This window comes from Pseudomonas sp. ICMP 8385 (assembly GCF_002699915.1).
Taxonomy (GTDB): Bacteria; Pseudomonadota; Gammaproteobacteria; order Pseudomonadales; family Pseudomonadaceae; genus Aquipseudomonas; species Aquipseudomonas gessardii.
In genome coordinates, this window is sequence record NZ_LKBY01000001.1 from 123,992 (window position 1) to 141,834 (window position 17,843).

At 61.5% G+C, this 17,843-nt stretch carries 18 protein-coding genes; 9 read left to right on the plus strand and 9 right to left on the minus strand.

The genetic code is table 11. From position 1 onward, the window contains the following. Positions 1-67 precede the first annotated feature (67 nt). The 3 genes from AO268_RS00620 to tldD are packed head-to-tail and all read left to right on the plus strand — an operon-like array spanning position 68 to position 6,239. Positions 68-3,883, plus strand: coding sequence for a YhdP family protein (locus AO268_RS00620; RefSeq protein WP_099167579.1), 3,816 nt, complete (start codon positions 68-70; stop codon positions 3,881-3,883). Between the two features lie 48 nt (positions 3,884-3,931). Next, positions 3,932-4,780 (plus strand): carbon-nitrogen hydrolase family protein, encoded by an 849-nt coding sequence (locus tag AO268_RS00625; protein WP_099167581.1) that lies wholly within the window; start codon positions 3,932-3,934, stop codon positions 4,778-4,780. Between the two features lie 16 nt (positions 4,781-4,796). Next, positions 4,797-6,239, plus strand: coding sequence for a metalloprotease TldD (gene tldD / locus AO268_RS00630; RefSeq protein WP_076964012.1), 1,443 nt, complete (start codon positions 4,797-4,799; stop codon positions 6,237-6,239). A gap of 45 nt (positions 6,240-6,284) precedes the next feature. Here tldD and yjgA read toward each other — a convergent pair whose 3' ends face one another. Beyond that, positions 6,285-6,806, minus strand: a complete 522-nt coding sequence (yjgA, locus tag AO268_RS00635) for a ribosome biogenesis factor YjgA (protein WP_029291815.1) — start codon at positions 6,804-6,806, stop codon at positions 6,285-6,287. A gap of 108 nt (positions 6,807-6,914) precedes the next feature. Between yjgA and pmbA the strand changes: the two genes are divergently transcribed. From pmbA to AO268_RS00665, 6 genes are all read left to right on the plus strand, one after another. Then, positions 6,915-8,261: a metalloprotease PmbA gene (gene pmbA, locus AO268_RS00640; protein WP_099167583.1), complete on the plus strand. Its 1,347-nt coding sequence runs from the start codon at positions 6,915-6,917 to the stop codon at positions 8,259-8,261. A gap of 152 nt (positions 8,262-8,413) precedes the next feature. After that, entirely contained in the window at positions 8,414-8,809 is a 396-nt protein-coding gene (locus tag AO268_RS00645; protein WP_076963555.1) for a FagA protein, read from the plus strand. Beyond that, positions 8,802-10,178, plus strand: a complete 1,377-nt coding sequence (locus AO268_RS00650; protein WP_099167585.1) for a class II fumarate hydratase — start codon at positions 8,802-8,804, stop codon at positions 10,176-10,178. The genes AO268_RS00645 and AO268_RS00650 overlap by 8 nt, the downstream gene beginning before the upstream one ends. 27 nt (positions 10,179-10,205) lie before the next feature. Then, positions 10,206-10,649, plus strand: a complete 444-nt coding sequence (locus AO268_RS00655; protein ID WP_099167587.1) for a hypothetical protein — start codon at positions 10,206-10,208, stop codon at positions 10,647-10,649. Position 10,650: 1 nt separating this feature from the next. Further along, positions 10,651-11,262, plus strand: a complete 612-nt coding sequence (locus AO268_RS00660; protein ID WP_076963552.1) for a superoxide dismutase — start codon at positions 10,651-10,653, stop codon at positions 11,260-11,262. Positions 11,263-11,293: 31 nt separating this feature from the next. Further along, a complete protein-coding gene (locus AO268_RS00665) occupies positions 11,294-12,187 on the plus strand; it encodes a ZIP family metal transporter (protein ID WP_099167589.1) in 894 nt (297 codons plus the stop codon). A gap of 152 nt (positions 12,188-12,339) precedes the next feature. Here the strand turns inward: AO268_RS00665 and AO268_RS00670 are convergent, their stop codons facing one another. The 8 genes from AO268_RS00670 to lptC all read right to left on the minus strand — a co-directional run bounded on the left by AO268_RS00670 (position 12,340) and on the right by lptC (position 17,842). Further along, positions 12,340-12,612: an HPr family phosphocarrier protein gene (locus AO268_RS00670; protein WP_099167591.1), complete on the minus strand. Its 273-nt coding sequence runs from the start codon at positions 12,610-12,612 to the stop codon at positions 12,340-12,342. A 16-nt stretch (positions 12,613-12,628) separates the two neighbouring features. Beyond that, the gene (gene rapZ / locus AO268_RS00675; RefSeq protein WP_076963549.1) at positions 12,629-13,486 is read right to left on the minus strand and encodes an RNase adapter RapZ; all 858 of its coding nucleotides are present in this window, start codon (positions 13,484-13,486) and stop codon (positions 12,629-12,631) included. A gap of 2 nt (positions 13,487-13,488) precedes the next feature. Beyond that, positions 13,489-13,953, minus strand: a complete 465-nt coding sequence (ptsN, locus tag AO268_RS00680; protein WP_076963548.1) for a PTS IIA-like nitrogen regulatory protein PtsN — start codon at positions 13,951-13,953, stop codon at positions 13,489-13,491. Positions 13,954-13,965: 12 nt separating this feature from the next. Beyond that, on the minus strand, positions 13,966-14,271 hold the full coding sequence (gene hpf / locus AO268_RS00685; protein WP_032860085.1) for a ribosome hibernation-promoting factor, HPF/YfiA family: 306 nt from the start codon (positions 14,269-14,271) through the stop codon (positions 13,966-13,968). Between the two features lie 75 nt (positions 14,272-14,346). Continuing rightward, positions 14,347-15,840 carry an RNA polymerase factor sigma-54 gene (locus tag AO268_RS00690; protein ID WP_076963547.1) on the minus strand — a complete coding sequence of 498 codons (1,494 nt, stop codon included), beginning with the start codon at positions 15,838-15,840 and terminating at the stop codon, positions 14,347-14,349. Positions 15,841-16,024: 184 nt separating this feature from the next. After that, positions 16,025-16,750, minus strand: coding sequence for an LPS export ABC transporter ATP-binding protein (gene lptB / locus AO268_RS00695; RefSeq protein ID WP_029291791.1), 726 nt, complete (start codon positions 16,748-16,750; stop codon positions 16,025-16,027). Next, a complete protein-coding gene (gene lptA, locus AO268_RS00700) occupies positions 16,750-17,283 on the minus strand; it encodes a lipopolysaccharide transport periplasmic protein LptA (protein WP_076963546.1) in 534 nt (177 codons plus the stop codon). Before lptA ends, lptB begins: the two co-directional genes overlap by 1 nt. Further along, positions 17,270-17,842 carry an LPS export ABC transporter periplasmic protein LptC gene (lptC, locus tag AO268_RS00705; RefSeq protein WP_099167593.1) on the minus strand — a complete coding sequence of 191 codons (573 nt, stop codon included), beginning with the start codon at positions 17,840-17,842 and terminating at the stop codon, positions 17,270-17,272. Before lptC ends, lptA begins: the two co-directional genes overlap by 14 nt. Position 17,843: the final 1 nt, after the last annotated feature.

Here is a 17,843-nt window from a genome sequence, read left to right on the forward strand (position 1 = left end):
CGTCCTGTTCAACGAGACCGCCAGACCTTGATCTGCCGTCCGACTATTACCTTGAGGGTCGCCTGACATGGAGCGTCTGCAACGCTTTTTTGCCGCACTGACCCGTTGGGGCCTTGGCCTGTGTGCATTGCTGCTGGTGCTGGCGGCGGTCTACGTCAGCCTGGGCCGTGAATTGACACCCTTGGTGGCGGAGTACCGTGCCGAAGTCGAGGCCAAGGCGCAGACGGCGGTCGATATGCCCCTGAGCATTGGCAGCCTGGAAGGGCGCTGGAGCGGTTTTGCCCCGGTATTGCTCGCCCACGATGTGATGGTCGGCGAGGGCAGCAGTGCCTTGCGCCTGGACCAGGTACAAGTGGTGCCCGACGTCTGGGCCAGCCTGTTGGCGTGGGATGTGCGCATCGCCCACCTGGAAGTCAGCGGGTTGCAGCTCAGCGTCAAGGAAGACCAGGACGGTCGTTGGGCACTGCAAGGCCTGCCGGTGCAGGACGACCAGCCCCTGGACCCGGAGCAACTGCTCCAGCGCATGCAGGCGGTGGCGAAGGTCTCGCTGCTGGACAGCCAGGTCACCTTGCAGCCGTTTGAACAAGCGCCGTTGACCTTGACCTACGTGGGCCTGAGCCTGCAAACCGGTGCCACTCGCCAGCGCCTGGATGCGCGCCTGACCCTGCCCGATGGGCAACCGCTGGCCCTCAGCCTGCGCACGCGGATCCGTGCCAGCCAGTGGCGCGACGGTGAAGTCCAGGCTTACCTGAGCCTGCCCCAGAGCAATTGGGCGCAATGGATTCCGGCGAAGTTGACCCAGGGCTGGAAACTCAGCGAGTTGAAAGCCGGTGGCGAGTTCTGGCTGACCTGGGCCAATGGCACGCTGCAAAGCGCCGCCGCGCGGCTCAACGCACCGCAAGCCAAGGTCCGTTATGCCCAGCGCAAATCCGTGAGCATCCAGAACCTGGGCCTGACGGCCTACCTGCAGCGCAATGACAGCGGCCTGAAGGTGGTCTTCGACTCGCTGGCCATGAACCTGGGCGACACCCGCTGGGAGTCGCACCTGCAGTTGCAGCAGACCCTGGCCAGCGACAAGGGCCAGGAAACCTGGAACCTGCAGGCCGACCGCCTGGACCTGACGCCGATCACCCCCTTGCTCAATGCCCTGGCGCCATTGCCGGAAGGTTTTGCCAAGGCTGTCGAAGCCTTGAAGGCCACGGGCGTGCTGCGCAATGTGCGGGTGGATTATCGTCCCCAGGAGACGGGCGACCAGCGCGTCAGCTTTGCCGCCAACCTCGACCGCGTGGGCTTTGATGCCTATTTCGGCGCGCCGGCGGCCCGCAATGTCTCCGGCAGCATCAGCGGCGACCTGGGCCAGGGTGAGCTGCGCATGGACAGCAAGGACTTCGCCTTGCACCTGGACCCGATTTTCGCCAAGCCCTGGCAGTACATCCAGGCCAAGGCGCGCCTGACGTGGAAGCTGGATAAGCAAGGCTTCACACTGATTGCGCCCTATATCAAGGTGCTGGGGGAAGAGGGCAAGGTCGCGGCGGACTTCCTGATTCGCCTGCATTTCGATCATAGCCAGGAAGACTACATGGATCTGCGGGTCGGCATGGTCGACGGCGATGGACGCTTTACCGCCAAATACCTGCCGGCGGTGTTGAGCCCGGCCCTGGATGAATGGCTGCGCACGGCGATTCTCAAGGGCGCGGTCGATGAAGGGTTCTTCCAGTACCAGGGTTCGCTGAACCACGACGCCGTGACGGCGGCGCGCAATATCAGCCTGTTCTTCAAGGTGCACGACGCCGAGTTGGCGTTTCAGCCGGGCTGGCCCCATGTGAGCAAGGTGGCCGGTGAAGTGTTTGTCGAAGAGACCGGCGTGCGCATCCTGGCCAGCAAGGGGCAATTGCTCGACACCCGGGTCAAGGACATTTACGTCAATATTCCCCATGCGCCACCCGGCCAGGACAGCCATCTGTTGCTCACGGGCGGGTTTGCCGGCGGCCTGGGGGATGGCCTGAAGATCCTCCAGGAAGCGCCCATCGGCACGGCGTCGACGTTTGCCGGCTGGAAAGGCGAGGGCGACCTGCAAGGCTCCCTGGACCTGGACATTCCCCTGGCCAAGGGCGCCGAGCCGAAAATCGTGGTGGACTTCAAGACCGACAAGGCCCGCCTGCAACTGGCCGAGCCGACCCTGGACCTGAGCCAGCTCAAGGGCGAGTTCCGCTTCGACAGCGCCAAGGGCCTGAGTGGCCAGAACATCAGCGCCCAGGCCTTCGACCGGCCGATCACGGCGCAGATTGCCGCCGGTGGCAAACCGGGCAATCTCAGTACGCGGGTTACGGCCAAGGGCCAGGTGACGGTCAAGCGCCTTACCGACTGGCTGAAAGTCGGCCAGCCGCTGCCGGTGTCCGGGGATATCCCGTATCAACTGCAGCTTGACCTGGACGGTGCCGACAGCCAGTTGCGGGTCAGCTCCAACCTCAAGGGCGTGGCGGTGGATTTGCCGGCGCCGTTTGGCATGCCCGCCAGCCAGGGCCGCGACAGTGTATTGCGCATGACCTTGCAGGGAGCGGAGCGGCGCTACTGGTTTGATTACGGTGAGCTGGCGAACTTTACCTTCGCCGCCCCGGCGAACAACTTTGCCCAGGGCCGAGGCGAGTTGTTCCTCGGCGATGGCGATGCCTTGCTGCCCGCAGGCAAGGGCCTGCGGATTCGCGGGGTGCTGTCGGAGCTGGATATCGATCCCTGGAAGAAACTGGTGGAGCGCTATGCCGGCAATGATCCCAGTGGCAACGCCAAGCAACTGTTGAGCAGTGCCGATTTCAGGATCGGCAAGCTGACAGGCTTTGGTACCGAGTTCGACCAGGTCACCCTGCAACTGGAGCGCAAGCCCGATGCCTGGGGCTTGCAGTTCGACAGCCAGCAGGCCAAGGGCACGGTCGGCCTGCCAGATGCCAAGGGCGCGCCCATTGCCATCAACCTGCAGTACGTGAAGCTGCCGGCGGTCGATCCCACGGTCCAGGCCGACGAGAACGCGCCTGATCCCCTGGCAGATATCAACCCCAAGGACATTCCGGCGCTGGATATCGCCATTGACCAGTTGTTTCAGGGGCCTGATTTGATTGGCGCCTGGTCCCTGAAGGTGCGCCCGACCGCCAAGGGCATGGCCTTCAACAACCTCGACCTGGGCCTCAAGGGTATGCAGCTCAAGGGCGCCGGCGGCTGGGAAGGGGGGCCGGGTGCCAGCAGCAGTTGGTACAAGGGGCGCCTGGATGGCAAGAACATCGCCGATGTGCTCAAGGGCTGGGGGTTTGCGCCCACGGTCACCAGCCAGGATTTCCATCTGGATGTTGACGGGCGCTGGCCCGGTTCGCCTGCGTGGGTTGGGCCCAAGCGTTTTTCCGGCAGCCTGGATGCGTCGTTCCGCAAGGGGCAGTTTGTCGAGGTGGAGGGCGGTGCCCAGGCGTTGCGGGTGTTTGGCCTGCTGAACTTCAACTCGATTGGCCGGCGTTTGCGCCTGGATTTCTCGGACCTGCTGGGCAAGGGCCTGAGCTACGACCGGGTCAAGGGCCTGCTGGCCGCCAGCAATGGTGTGTTTGTGACCCGTGAGCCGATTGTTCTCACGGGGCCGTCGAGCAACCTGGAGCTTAACGGCACCCTGGACCTGGTGGCCGACCGGGTCGATGCCAAGTTGCTGGTGACCCTGCCGGTGACCAACAACCTGCCGATTGCCGCGTTGATCGTAGGCGCGCCGGCCATTGGTGGCGCCTTGTTCCTGATCGACAAGCTGATCGGCGATCGGGTCTCGCGTTTTGCCAGCGTCCAGTACAAGGTGCAAGGGCCATGGAAAGATCCAAAAATCACCTTCGACAAGCCATTTGAAAAACCACAATAAGCCCCTGTGGAGTAGCATGGCCCCATGCTTTTTATGGAGTGTGGGCCCATGTCCTTTGCGGTAATCCAGATGGTCAGCCAGAGCGATATCCTGGCCAACCTGGCCCAGGCCCGGCGTTTGCTGGAACAGGCGGCGGCAGGGGGCGCGCAACTGGCGGTCCTGCCGGAAAATTTCGCTGCCATGGGGCGCCGCGACGTGGCCGCTATTGGCCGCGCCGAAGCGGTGGGCGAGGGGCCGATCCTGCCCTGGTTGAAACTGGCCGCCCGTGACCTCAACTTATGGATAGTGGCCGGCACATTGCCGTTGCCTGCGTTGGAACAACCCGACGCCAAGTCCAACGCCTGCTCGTTGTTGATCGACGCGCAGGGGCAAATCGTGGCCCGCTACGACAAGCTGCATTTGTTCGATGTGGACGTGGCGGACGCACGCGGTCGTTATCGCGAATCCGACGACTATGCTTATGGCAACCAAGTGGTGGTGGCCGATACGCCGGTGGGGCGCCTGGGGCTGACGGTCTGTTATGACCTGCGCTTCCCGGAGCTGTACAGCGAGTTACGTGCGGCGGGCGCTGAATTGATTACCGCACCCTCGGCCTTTACGGCGGTAACCGGCGCGGCGCATTGGGATGTGCTGATCCGGGCCCGGGCCATCGAAACCCAGTGTTACCTGCTGGCGGCCGCCCAGGGTGGCGTGCACCCGGGGCCACGGGAAACCTATGGTCATGGGGCGATTGTCGACCCATGGGGGCGCGTACTGGCGCAACAGGATCAAGGCGAAGCGGTGTTGTTGGCCGAACGCGATAGCAGTGAACAAGCGTCGATACGGGCGCGCATGCCGGTGGCAGGCCACCGGCGCTTTTTCTCGCAGGGCGCACAGCGACCTGCTTCAGAACGATGAATTTAAGGCCGAACCTATGAGCGAGTTGTTGTCCTCAGTCAGTGAACACCTCCTGGCGCCCGGTGGCGTGACCATCGAAAGTCTGCAAACCGTGCTGGGCGACCTGGCCGGGCCGGGTATTGATGCCGCCGACCTGTATTTCCAGGGGCAGATTTCCGAGTCCTGGTCCCTGGAAGACGGGATCGTCAAGGACGGCAGCTTCAACCTTGACCAAGGGGTTGGCGTGCGTGCGCAGTCCGGTGAGAAGACCGGCTTTGCCTACAGCAATGCCATCACCCTGGAAGCCCTGGGCCTGGCCGCCCGCGCGGCGCGTTCGATTTCCCGTGCCGGGCAGAACGGCACCGTGCAGGCGTTCAGTACCCAGGACGTGACCCAGTTGTACGGCCCGGACAACCCGCTGGAAGTCATGAGCCGTGCCGAAAAGGTCGAGCTGCTCAAGCGCGTGGATGCCGCAACCCGTGCCCTCGACCCGCGTATCCAGCAGGTGAGCGTGAGCATGGCCGGTGTCTGGGAGCGCATCCTGGTGGCCTCCACCGATGGCAGCCTGGCGGCGGATGTGCGACCGCTGGTGCGCTTCAATGTCAGTGTGATTGTCGAGCAGAACGGCCGTCGCGAGCGCGGCGGCCATGGCGGCGGCGGGCGTACGGATTATCGCTATTTCCTCACCGAAGACCGCGCCATGGGCTATGCCCGCGAGGCGTTGCGCCAGGCGTTGGTCAATCTGGAAGCCATTCCGGCGCCGGCCGGTACGCTGCCGGTGGTGCTCGGTTCGGGCTGGTCCGGGGTCTTGCTGCATGAAGCGGTGGGGCATGGCCTGGAAGGCGACTTCAACCGCAAGGGCAGCTCCGCCTACAGCGGGCGTATGGGCGAAATGGTCGCCTCCAAACTCTGCACCATCGTCGATGACGGCACCTTGGCCGGTCGCCGTGGCTCCCTGAGCGTCGACGACGAAGGCACGCCCACCGAGTGCACCACGCTGATCGAAAACGGCGTGCTCAAGGGCTATATGCAAGACAAGCTCAACGCGCGCCTGATGGGTGTGGCGCGTACCGGCAACGGTCGTCGCGAGTCCTACGCGCATTTGCCGATGCCGCGCATGACCAATACCTACATGCTCGCGGGCGAAAGCGATCCGGCAGAGATCATTGCCTCGGTCAAACGTGGGATCTATTGCGCCAACCTGGGGGGCGGCCAGGTGGATATCACCAGCGGCAAGTTCGTGTTCTCCACCAGCGAAGCCTATTTGATCGAAGACGGCAAGATCACTGCGCCGGTCAAGGGCGCCACCCTGATTGGCAACGGCCCGGAAGCCATGAGCAAGGTGTCGATGGTCGGTAACGACCTGGCGCTGGACAGCGGTGTGGGTATGTGTGGCAAGGATGGGCAGTCGGTGCCGGTCGGTGTCGGCCAGCCAACCCTGAAAATTGATGCGATCACCGTGGGTGGCACGGGGTCGTAAGGCGTGGAGCTTCGGGTGGCGAAGACCGCCACCCGGGGAAGAGGATCAACGCAGGCCGCGTTGAGTCTCGTCCAGCTCACGGATGTACTTGAAGATTTTACGGCTGGTGGCCGGCGCCTTGTTCTGTGCCAGTTCGTGCTGGGCCTGACGGATCAGGGAGCGCAGTTGCTGGCGGTCGGCATCTGGATAGTCCAGGACGAACTTCTCCAATACAGCGTCGTCACCGCCGATCAGGCGGTCGCGCCAACGTTCCAGGTTATGGAAACGTTCGTTGTATTGGCGGGTGGAAGCATCGAGTTGGTCGAGCAAGGTCAGAATGGCGTCAGTGTCCTGGTCGCGCATCAGCTTGCCGATAAACATGATGTGCCGTTTACGCGCGATATTCGCGGTGTGCTTGGGTGCATCTGCCAGGGCCCGGCGCATTTCGTCGGTCAGTGGCAGTTTGGCAATCAAGTCCGGCTTGAGTGTTGTAAGGCGCTCGCCGAGATCAACCAGAGCATGCAGCTCGCGTTTGACCTGGGTTTTGCTTTTCTCCCCATCGAGGGAGTCGTCGTAAGAATCAACCATGGTGGCAGTCCGCAAAGAAACGCCGCCATGATAACCAGTCGGGGGCCGCTTGTCCGGCCCGGTCGCTCGATGGCCTTAACCGAAAGCAGAATTTGAGTGGAGAACACCATGAGTGCAGCCCAAAGCGTCGGTCCACAAGCGTTACCGGCACTGCAGGAACAAGTTGAACAGATCATCAATGAAGCCAAGCGCCAGGGCGCCAGTGCCTGTGAAGTGGCGGTGTCGCTGGAGCAGGGGCTGTCGACTTCGGTACGCCAGCGGGAAGTGGAAACCGTTGAGTTCAACCGCGACCAGGGGTTTGGCATCACCTTATATGTGGGGCAGCGCAAAGGCTCGGCCAGTACCTCGGCCAGCGGCCCGGAAGCCATTCGCGAAACCGTCGCCGCCGCCCTGGCGATTGCCAGGCACACCTCCGAAGACGAGGCCTCGGGTTTGGCGGATGCGGCCTTGATGGCGCGGGATCTGAAAGATTTCGACCTGTTTCACGCCTGGGATATCAGCCCCGAGCAGGCCATCGAAAAAGCCCTGGCCTGCGAAGCTGCGGCGTTTGATACCGACAGCCGGATCAAGAATGCCGATGGCACCACCTTGAGTACCCACCAGGGTTGCCGTGTGTATGGCAACAGCCACGGGTTTATCGGCGGCTATGCATCAACGCGCCATAGCTTGAGCTGCGTGATGATCGCCGAGGGTGATGGCCAGATGCAGCGTGACTACTGGTATGACGTCAGTCGCCAGGGCGAGTTGTTGGCGGATCCGGCCAGCATCGGCCAACGCGCCGCGCAGCGGGCCGCGAGCCGCCTGGGCGCGCGCCCGGTGCCGACGTGCGAAGTGCCGGTGCTGTTTTCGGCGGAGTTGGCAGGTGGTCTGTTCGGCAGCTTCCTGGGGGCGATTTCCGGGGGCAACCTGTACCGCAAATCGTCGTTCCTTGAAGGTGCACTGGGCCAGAAGTTGTTTCCCGAGTGGTTGACCCTGGATGAGCGCCCGCACCTGATGCGCGCCATGGGCAGTTCGGCCTTTGATGGCGATGGCCTGGCGACCTACGCCAAGCCGTTTGTCGAGAAGGGCGAGTTGGTGTCCTACGTACTGGGCACCTACGCCGGGCGCAAGCTCGGTTTGCCGAGTACCGCCAACTCCGGTGGCGTCCACAACCTGTTCGTGACCCATGGCGATGAAGACCAGGCGGCGCTGTTGCGCCGTATGGGCCGTGGCTTGCTGGTGACCGAGTTGATGGGCCATGGCTTGAACATGGTCACCGGCGACTATTCCCGTGGTGCCGCAGGTTTCTGGGTGGAGCATGGCGAAATCCAGTTCGCTGTCCAGGAAGTGACCATCGCCGGCAATATGCGCGATATGTTCAAGCAGATCGTCGCCGTGGGTAACGATCTGGAACTGCGCAGCAATATCCGCACCGGCTCGGTGCTGATCGAGCGTATGACCATCGCCGGCAGCTAAGCCCCCCGCCGCCTGCACAACAGCGCCACCCCTTGGGGTGGCGTTTTTTTTGCCTGGAATATTGCCGTGCAGACAAAGCTATAGGGTTGATAGCTTGTTTTGATTCTCAATATCATTTAATAATAAATATCATTATCGAGCGAGTGTGGATCATGAGTTCTGTCCTGCACGAGGATCCCTACCTGGAAAGCTGGCGCTGGATGAGCCGTCAGATTCGCTGCGGGCTCAACCCTGACGAGCCACGGCTGATCGAGCATTACCTGAACGAAGGTCGCTACCTGGCCTGCTGCACGGCCACGCACCCGTGGACCATCGCCGAGACCTCGTTTTGCCTGCTGATCGACACCGCCACCGATATCGCCTTGCCCTGGCATTGGCGCTCCACATGCCTGGACCAGGCCTGGCGCCCGCTGCGCGACCTGGAAAACCTTTCGCACTGCGCCTGCCGCCTCAAGCGCTGGCAGACCTTTGCCTGGCAATTGGCGACTTGTGAACTGCAACCTTCGATTTCTCACTCCGACTTGGTGCAAGGATCTTCCGATGAGTAACACCCGTATCGAACGCGACAGCATGGGCGAACTACTGGTACCGGCCGACGCGTTGTATGGCGCGCAAACCCAGCGTGCGGTGAACAACTTCCCGATCAGCCACCAGCGCATGCCGGCCCCGTTCATCCGCGCCCTGATCCTGGCCAAGGCCGCCGCCGCCAAGGCCAACGTCGATCTCAAGCAGATCAGCGAAAGCCAGGGCAAAGCCATTGTCGACGCCGCCCAAGGCTTGCTGGAAGGCGATTTCATGCAGCATTTCCCGGTGGATATCTTCCAGACCGGTTCCGGCACCAGCTCCAACATGAACGCCAATGAAGTGATTGCAACCCTGGCCAGCCGCCTGCTGGGCGAGCCGGTCAACCCCAACGACCACGTCAATTGCGGGCAAAGCAGCAACGACATCATCCCGACCACCATTCACGTCAGCGCCGCACTGGTGCTGCATGAGCAGACGTTGCCAGCGTTGCTGCACCTGGTTGAGGTGATCGAGCGCAAGGCGGTAGAGGTCCATCCGTTCATCAAGACCGGGCGCACCCACCTGATGGACGCCATGCCGGTGCGCATGAGCCAGGTGCTTGAGGGGTGGGCGCAGCAGCTCAAGGCCAATATCGCTCACTTGCAGGGCCTGCTGCCAAGTCTGCAGGCCCTGGCCCAGGGCGGTACTGCGGTGGGGACCGGGGTCAATGCGCACCCTGAGTTTGCTACACGTTTCAGCCAGCAGTTGAGCAGCCTGACCCAGGTGCGGTTCACTCCGGGCAAGAACCTGTTCGCCCTGATTGGCTCCCAGGACACCGCGGTCGCCGTTTCCGGCCAGTTGAAAGCGATTGCCGTATCGCTGATGAAAATCGCCAACGACCTGCGCTGGATGAACTCCGGCCCACTCGCCGGCCTCGGTGAAATCGAGCTTGAAGGCCTGCAACCGGGGTCGTCGATCATGCCAGGCAAGGTCAACCCGGTGATTCCAGAGGCCACGGCCATGGTCGCGGCCCAGGTGATCGGCAATGACAGTGTGATCACGGTCGCCGGTCAATCCGGCAATTTCGAGCTCAACGTGATGCTGCCGATCATCGCCCAGAACCTGCTCAGCAGCCTGGAGCTGTTGGCCAACTCCAGCCGCCTGCTGGCGGACAAGGCCATCGCCAGCTTCAAGGTCAACGAGCCCAAGCTCAAGGAAGCCTTGGCGCGCAACCCGATCCTGGTCACTGCCCTCAACCCGATCATTGGTTACCAAAAGGCCGCTGAAATCGCCAAGAAAGCCTATCAACAAGGCCGGCCGGTGATTGATGTGGCGCTCGAACACACCGACCTGCCGCGCAGCCAACTGGAAATCCTCCTGGACCCGGAAAAGCTCACGGCGGGTGGCGTGTAATAACCGACCCTGCTTTGGAGGCTCACCATGGAGCACTGGAAACGCACGATCGAACGGGCCAATCGCTGCTTTATGCAGGGCGAACTGGTGGATGCCCGCGAGCATTACCTGCAAGCCCTGGCCCTGGCCCAAGTGTTGTTCGAGCGCTGGGGGGATGCCGACGAGGCGGTGGCGGCCTGCGTCATTTCCCATCACAACCTGGCGGACCTGCACCTGCGCCTGAACCAGCCTGAAGAAAGCGCCGAATACCTCTGCGCCATTCACCAGCGTTTGCTGCAGACCCTGCAGGACACTCGGCTGCCTCAGGCCTTGCGCGAGGCAGCCTTGCGCCAGAGCAGCAAGACCTACGTCGAACTGTTGAATTTCATCAGCGACCACGGCGAGTACCCCCGTACCCATCGCTTGCTGGGCAACCATACGTCGCAGACAGGTGCGCCGACCCGCAACAGCCCTTTTTATGGAGCACATTGATATGTCCTACACCTTGCCTGCCTTGCCGTACGCCTACGATGCCCTGGAACCGCATATCGATGCGCAAACCATGGAAATCCACTACACCAAGCACCACCAGACCTACATCAATAACCTCAATGCCGCCGTCGAAGGCACCGAGTTCGCTGGCTGGCCCATCGAGAAACTGGTCTCCAGCGTCCAGCAATTGCCGGAAAAACTGCGCGCCGCGGTGATCAACCAGGGGGGCGGGCATGCCAACCACTCGTTGTTCTGGGCGGTCATGTCGCCCAAGGGCGGCGGCAAGCCCGAAGGGGCCCTGGGCCAGGCGATTGATACGCAGTTGGGTGGTTTTGATGCCTTCAAGGAGGCCTTCACCAAGGCCGCGTTGACCCGTTTCGGCAGCGGTTGGGCCTGGCTGAGCGTGACCCCGCACAAGACCCTGGTGGTCGAAAGCAGTGGCAACCAGGACAGCCCGTTGATGAGCGGCAATACGCCGATCCTCGGTCTGGACGTGTGGGAGCACGCCTACTACCTGCTTTATCAAAACCGCCGTCCTGAATACATCAACGCCTTCTACAGTGTTATCAACTGGCCGGAAGTCGCTGAACGCTACCAGGCTGCCCTCGCTTAATGACCTCTTATAACCAGACCTAAGGCCGACTATGGGCACTGAAACACTGGCGATCAGCAGCGTACGAATGTTCCGCTATGCATTTGGCTCGCTGCTGCTATTGGCGGGAACGGCATTGCTGGTGGCCCACGGGCTGGCCTGGCTGAACCTGGAGCCGCGGATCCTGCGCGCACTGCAAGGGGGAGCAATCTGCGCCCTGGGCACGGCGTTGGGCGCGGTGCCGGTCCTGGTGATCCGGCGGATGCCGTTGGCGGTCAGCGATACATTGCTGGGGTTTGGCGCCGGCGTGATGCTGGCGGCGACTGCGTTTTCGCTGGTCGTGCCGGGGATTGCCGCCGCCGAAAACCTGGGGCTGACGCCCTGGGCCTCCAGTGGCTTGATCAGCTTCGGCATCATGCTGGGCGCTTTCGGCTTGTTTCTGGTCGACCGCAAGGTCTCCGGGGCCAGCCCGGACATGTTGGTCGGTACGCCCGACAAACCGGTGATCCCGCCGCGCATCTGGCTGTTCGTGTTCGCGATCATTGCCCATAACATTCCCGAAGGCATGGCGGTGGGCGTTTCGGCCGGCGGTGGCATGCCGGATGCCGACAGCTTGGCCATGGGCATTGCCTTGCAGGATGTGCCGGAAGGGCTGGTGATTGCGTTGGTGTTGGCAGGGGCAGGGATGTCGCGAGCCAAGGCTTTCATGATTGGGGCGGCCTCCGGGCTGGTAGAGCCGGTGTTTGCCGTACTCTGTGCCTGGCTGGTGAGCCTGGCCGAGATGCTGCTGCCTTTGGGCCTGGCGCTGGCGGCCGGGGCGATGCTATTGGTGGTGACTCACGAAGTGATCCCCGAATCGCGCCGCAATGGGCATGACAAGCTGGCGAGCCTGGGGTTGTGCATCGGGTTTTGCCTGATGATGGCGATGGATACAGCGCTGGGCTGATCCTTTATTCAGGGGGTGCACAAAACCAATGTGGGAGCGGGCTTGCCTGCGATGCAGGCACCTCGGCTTTTCGTCTAGACCGAGGTGATGCTATCGCAGGCAAGCCAGCTCCCACACAAGCCCATACACATGGAATTTATGTTGGGCAGGGGCTATTCGCCTTCGTCGAAGTAGTTATTGATCAACTGCGCCAGCGCGTCCAACGCTTCCTGCTCCTGCTCGCCTTCGGTCTTCAGGTGGATCGTGGTGCCCTTGCCGGCTGCCAGCATCATCATCGCCATGATGCTTTTGCCATCGACCATGGACTCTGGCGTACGCCCGGCGCGCACCTGGCAAGGAAACTGGCCCGCGACCCCGACAAATTTGGCCGAGGCGCGGGCGTGCAAGCCCAGTTTGTTGATGATTTCAATTTCCAGAGCAGGCATCGCGAAGGTGTTCCTTTCAGCTGAGGTCGCGGTGGCGAACCTGGACATTCTTGAGGGTTTGCTGCAAGACCTGGCCCAGGCGCTCGGTCAGGTAGACGGAGCGGTGATGCCCGCCGGTACAGCCAATGGCGATGGTGACATAGGCCCGGTTGCTGGCGGCAAAGCGCGGTAGCCACTTGAGCAGGTAGCTGGAGATGTCCTGGAACATCTCCTCCACATCCGGTTGTGCCGCCAGGTACTCGGCAACGGGCTGGTCCAGCCCAGACTGATCGCGCAGTTCCGGCTTCCAGTAAGGATTGGGCAGGCAACGCACGTCAAATACCAAGTCGGCGTCTATCGGCATGCCCCGCTTGAAACCAAAGGATTCGACCAGGAAGGCCGTGCCCGGTTCCGGCTGGTTCAGCAGGCGCAGCTTGATGGCGTCGCGCAGTTGGTAAAGGTTCAGGCTGGTGGTGTTGATCTTGAGGTCGGCCAAGTCAATGATCGGCCCCAGCAGCTTGGTCTCGTCTTCGATGGCTTCGGCCAGCGAGCGGTGCGGGCTGCTCAGCGGGTGGCGGCGACGGGTTTCCGAGAAGCGCTTGAGCAGCGTTTCTTCGTCGGCATCCAGGTACAGCACGTCGCAATGGATGTGCTTGGCGCGTACCTCTTCCAGCAGTTCCGGGAATCGCGTGAGGTGGCTGGGCAGGTTGCGCGCGTCGATCGACACCGCCACCAGCGGTTGGGCCAGTTCGGTATGGATCAACGCACGTTCGGCCAGCTCGGGCAGCAGGCCGGCCGGCAAGTTGTCGATGCAATAGAAGCCACTGTCCTCAAGCACATTGAGGGCCGTACTTTTACCCGAGCCGGAACGCCCGCTGACGATGATCAGACGCATGATTACTGCCCGCTTTGCTCATCCAGAACCACCTGATACAGCGCTTCATTACTGCTGGCGCTGCGCAGTTTCTTACGTACTTCTTCACGGTCGAGCATGCTGGCGATCTGCCGGAGCAGCTCCAGGTGCGCATCGGTGGCGGCTTCCGGGACCAGCAGGACAAACAGCAGGTCAACCGGGGCGCCATCGATGGCGTCGAAATCTATGGGCGCCTCCAGGTGCAACAGGGCGCTTATCGGTGCGTCGCAGCCTTTGAGGCGGCAGTGAGGAATCGCGATGCCGTTGCCAAAACCGGTCGAACCGAGTTTTTCACGGGCTATCAGGGCATCGAAGACATCTTGCATTTCCAGGTCAGGCACTTGGCGGCTGATCAGGTTGGCAATTTGTTCGAGGGCTTTCTTTTTACTGCCGCCCGGCACGTTCACAAGGGAACGGCCGGGGGTCAGGATGGTTTCAAGTCGAATCATGGGTGGGGAGTGTTAGCGGCCTGTGCCTTGAAGAAGGCTCTGCTGCTTTTCCTTATGCTTTTTGATTTGGCGATCCAGCTTGTCGGTCAGGTCGTCAATGGCGGCATACATGTCTGAATGCTCTGCATTGGCGACTACTTCCCCGCCGGGTATACGCAAGGTGGCTTCGATTTTCTGCTTTAGCTTTTCGACAGACATGATGACTTGCACATTGGTGATCTTGTCGAAATGCCCCTCAATCCGTTTGAGTTTTTCGCTGATGTAGGCGCGCAGCGGTTCGGTCACTTCCAGTTGGTGTCCACTGATATTGACTTGCATACAGCTTCTCCTTCGTTGCCAGTGCATAAAGCGGCGGGTAGGAATACCCGCCACTGGAACGCTGTGGCCTGCCCGTCACATCAACCGCTTACGCTCGCTGGAAGGCGCGATCCCAAGGGACTCGCGGTACTTGGCGACGGTTCGACGGGCGACCTGAATGCCTTGTGCCTCCAGTAAACCAGCGATCTTGCTGTCACTCAACGGCTTTTTCTGATTTTCCGCGGCAACCAGTTTTTTGATGATCGCGCGGATCGCCGTGGACGAGCATTCGCCGCCTTCGGAGGTGCTGACGTGGCTGGAGAAAAAGTATTTCAGCTCATAGATACCGCGCGGGGTATGCATGAATTTCTGGGTGGTGACCCGGGAAATGGTCGATTCATGCATGCCGACGGCTTCGGCAATGTCATGCAGCACCAGCGGCTTCATTGCCTCGTCGCCGTACTCCAGGAAGCCGCGCTGATGCTCGACGATCTGGGTGGCTACTTTCATCAGGGTCTCGTTGCGGCTTTGCAGGCTCTTGATGAACCAGCGCGCTTCCTGCAACTGGTTGCGCATGAAGGTGTTGTCGGCACTGGTATCGGCCCGGCGCACGAAACCTGCGTATTGCGGGTTGACCCGCAGGCGCGGCACCGATTCCTGGTTCAGTTCCACCAGCCAGCGCTCGTTGTCCTTGCGCACGATTACGTCGGGGACGACGTATTCGGCTTCGCTGGACTCGATTTGCGAACCGGGACGCGGGTTGAGGCTCTGGACCAGTTCGATGATCTGGCGCAGGTCATCTTCCTTGAGCTTCATCCGGCGCATCAACTGGCTGTAGTCGCGGCTGCCCAGCAGGTCGATGTAGTCGGTGACCAGGCGTTGGGCCTCGGCCAGCCAGGGGGTCTTGGCGGGCAGCTGGCGCAGTTGCAGCAACAGGCACTCGCTGAGGTTGCGCGCACCAATGCCGGCGGGCTCGAACTGCTGGATGCGGTGCAGGACCGCTTCGATTTCGTCCAGCTCGATATCCAGTTCCGGGTCAAAGGCCTCGAGGATTTCCTCAAGGGTCTCGTCCAGGTAGCCCTGATTATTGATGCAGTCGATCAGGGTCACGGCGATCAGGCGATCGGTGTCGGACATCGGGGCAAGGTTCAGTTGCCACAGCAAGTGGCTCTGCAGGCTTTCACCGACGGAGGTGCGGGTGGTGAAGTCCCACTCGTCATCGTCGTTGCTGGGCAGGCTGCTGGCGCTGGTCTGGTAGACATCTTCCCAGGCCGTATCCACCGGCAGTTCATTGGGAATGCGCTCGTTCCACTCGCCTTCTTCCAGGTTATCCACCGTGGGTGCGGTTTCCTGGTAGGACGGTTCCTGGACGTCGGCGTTGGGTTTTTGCTCGATGTTGTCGGCCAGTGGATCGGCATTGTCGAAGTCGTCGCCTTCTTCCTGGCGTTCGAGCATCGGGTTGGACTCCAGGGCCTCCTGGATTTCCTGTTGCAGGTCCAGGGTCGACAATTGGAGCAGGCGGATGGCCTGTTGCAGCTGCGGTGTCATCGTCAGCTGCTGGCCCATTCTCAGGACTAGCGATGGTTTCATGGCAGGGGCTTAACACCTTATTCGCCGGCGCAATGCGCCATCCACGACAGGGCGCGTGAGCGCCAAACATAAGCAAATTATATGCCTGATATCGGGGGCTTTGCCTAGAGCGCGGTAACAATAAAAATAATAAGGTTTTTATTGACTCCCGCGCCTGATGGCGAATGTCCTGACATCCCAGTGTTTACAGGCGGAACTCGTGCCCCAGGTACACTTCCTTGACCAGTTCGTTGGCCAGGATGGTGGCGGAGTCGCCTTCGGCAATCAGTTGGCCGTCGTTGACGATATACGCGGTTTCGCAGATATCCAGGGTCTCACGCACGTTGTGGTCGGTGATCAACACGCCGATCCCCTTGGCCTTGAGGTGATGGATGATCTGCTTGATGTCGCCTACCGAAATCGGGTCGACACCGGCGAAGGGTTCGTCCAGCAGGATGAACTTCGGTGCCGTGGCCAGGGCGCGGGCGATTTCCACACGACGACGCTCGCCGCCGGACAGGCTCATGCCGAGGTTGTCGCGGATGTGGTTGATGTGGAACTCCTGCAGCAGGCTTTCCAGTTCCTGGCGGCGTCCATCGCGATCCAGTTCCTTGCGGGTTTCAAGGATCGCCATGATGTTGTCGGACACTGACAGTTTGCGGAAGATCGATGCCTCCTGGGGGAGATAGCCGATACCCGCCCGTGCACGACCGTGCATGGGCTGGTGGCTGACGTCCAGGTCGTCGATCAAGACGCGGCCCTGGTCCGCTTGGACCAGGCCGACGATCATGTAGAAGCAGGTGGTCTTGCCGGCACCGTTGGGGCCAAGCAGGCCGACGATCTGGCCGCTGTCGATCGACAGGCTGACGTCGCGCACGACCTGACGGCTTTTATAGGCCTTGGCCAGATGCTGGGCTTTCAGGGTTGCCATTACTGGGCCTTCTTCTTCGGCTGGATAACCATGTCGATGCGCGGACGTGGTGCAGTGACCTTGGTGCCATTGGCGCGGCCGGCAGTGGCGACCTGCTTGACGGTGTCATAGACGATTTTCTCGCCTTCGGTCGAGTTGCCGTCGCTGCTGATCACTTTGGCGCGGTCAGTCAGTACGATGCGGTTTTGCGGCGCGTGGTACTGGATGGTCACGCCGTAGCCTTTGATCGGGCCTGGGTCGGCAGCATTTTGCTTCTGTTCAAAGTAGGCCAGGTTGCCCACCGAGGTCACGACGTCAATCTCACCTGCCGGGGTGCGGGTCAGGGTCACGGTATTGCCGGTAATCTTCATCGAGCCCTGGGTGATGATGACGTCGCCCTTGTAGGTCGCGATACCTTGCTTGTCATCCAGCTGCGCATCGTCAGCCTGAATGTGGATCGGTTGCTGGCTATCGTTCGGCAGAGCCCAGGCGCTCACGCTTCCCAGTGCTGCGCCCAGACCGAGCAAAATAGGGAGGGTTTTAACGAGCCTCATACTGTCCTCTTACGTTCGATAGCAGGTGTATCCTGCTTTCTTTCAAATACGCTTTCATTCCCTTGCCAGTCGATACACCGCCAGCGCCGTCGATTCTAACGTCTTGCTCGGTCTGCGCATATTGCTTCTGTGGGAATACGGTCATGCGACTGCTGGTAATGATGGTCTCGCGCTTCTGGGCGTCGGTGCGCGCAACGCGCACCGAGTCGATCAGCTCCACTTCGGTGCCGTCCGGGTTGACCTCGCCACGCTTGCTGGTGACATGCCACGGGAATTCGGTGCCGCGATACAGGTTCAGGTCCGGGTTGGTCAGCAATGTGACCTCGGAAGCCTTCAGGTGTTCGACCTTGTCCGACGTCATTTCGTACTGCACCTTGCCGTCCGGCAGGAACTGCACGCTGTAGGCGTTGGTGGCGTAATAGTCGATGGCGCCCTGGTCGGCCTGCACAACCGGGTGGTCGAGGAAGCGCTCCGGGCTGATGTTCCAGTAGCCCACCGCGAGGAACAGCGCGGCGATGGCTCCGAATATCAGGAAGTTGCGAATCTTTTTGCTCAGCATA

Coding starts and splice junctions, on each gene's coding strand:
- AO268_RS00620 (WP_099167579.1), top strand. CDS start 68: ATGGAGCGTCTGCAACGCTTTTTTGCCGCACTGACCCGTTGGGGCCTT.
- AO268_RS00625 (WP_099167581.1), top strand. CDS start 3,932: ATGTCCTTTGCGGTAATCCAGATGGTCAGCCAGAGCGATATCCTGGCC.
- tldD (WP_076964012.1), top strand. CDS start 4,797: ATGAGCGAGTTGTTGTCCTCAGTCAGTGAACACCTCCTGGCGCCCGGT.
- yjgA (WP_029291815.1), bottom strand. CDS start 6,806: ATGGTTGATTCTTACGACGACTCCCTCGATGGGGAGAAAAGCAAAACC.
- pmbA (WP_099167583.1), top strand. CDS start 6,915: ATGAGTGCAGCCCAAAGCGTCGGTCCACAAGCGTTACCGGCACTGCAG.
- AO268_RS00645 (WP_076963555.1), top strand. CDS start 8,414: ATGAGTTCTGTCCTGCACGAGGATCCCTACCTGGAAAGCTGGCGCTGG.
- AO268_RS00650 (WP_099167585.1), top strand. CDS start 8,802: ATGAGTAACACCCGTATCGAACGCGACAGCATGGGCGAACTACTGGTA.
- AO268_RS00655 (WP_099167587.1), top strand. CDS start 10,206: ATGGAGCACTGGAAACGCACGATCGAACGGGCCAATCGCTGCTTTATG.
- AO268_RS00660 (WP_076963552.1), top strand. CDS start 10,651: ATGTCCTACACCTTGCCTGCCTTGCCGTACGCCTACGATGCCCTGGAA.
- AO268_RS00665 (WP_099167589.1), top strand. CDS start 11,294: ATGGGCACTGAAACACTGGCGATCAGCAGCGTACGAATGTTCCGCTAT.
- AO268_RS00670 (WP_099167591.1), bottom strand. CDS start 12,612: ATGCCTGCTCTGGAAATTGAAATCATCAACAAACTGGGCTTGCACGCC.
- rapZ (WP_076963549.1), bottom strand. CDS start 13,486: ATGCGTCTGATCATCGTCAGCGGGCGTTCCGGCTCGGGTAAAAGTACG.
- ptsN (WP_076963548.1), bottom strand. CDS start 13,953: ATGATTCGACTTGAAACCATCCTGACCCCCGGCCGTTCCCTTGTGAAC.
- hpf (WP_032860085.1), bottom strand. CDS start 14,271: ATGCAAGTCAATATCAGTGGACACCAACTGGAAGTGACCGAACCGCTG.
- AO268_RS00690 (WP_076963547.1), bottom strand. CDS start 15,840: ATGAAACCATCGCTAGTCCTGAGAATGGGCCAGCAGCTGACGATGACA.
- lptB (WP_029291791.1), bottom strand. CDS start 16,750: ATGGCAACCCTGAAAGCCCAGCATCTGGCCAAGGCCTATAAAAGCCGT.
- lptA (WP_076963546.1), bottom strand. CDS start 17,283: ATGAGGCTCGTTAAAACCCTCCCTATTTTGCTCGGTCTGGGCGCAGCA.
- lptC (WP_099167593.1), bottom strand. CDS start 17,842: ATGCTGAGCAAAAAGATTCGCAACTTCCTGATATTCGGAGCCATCGCC.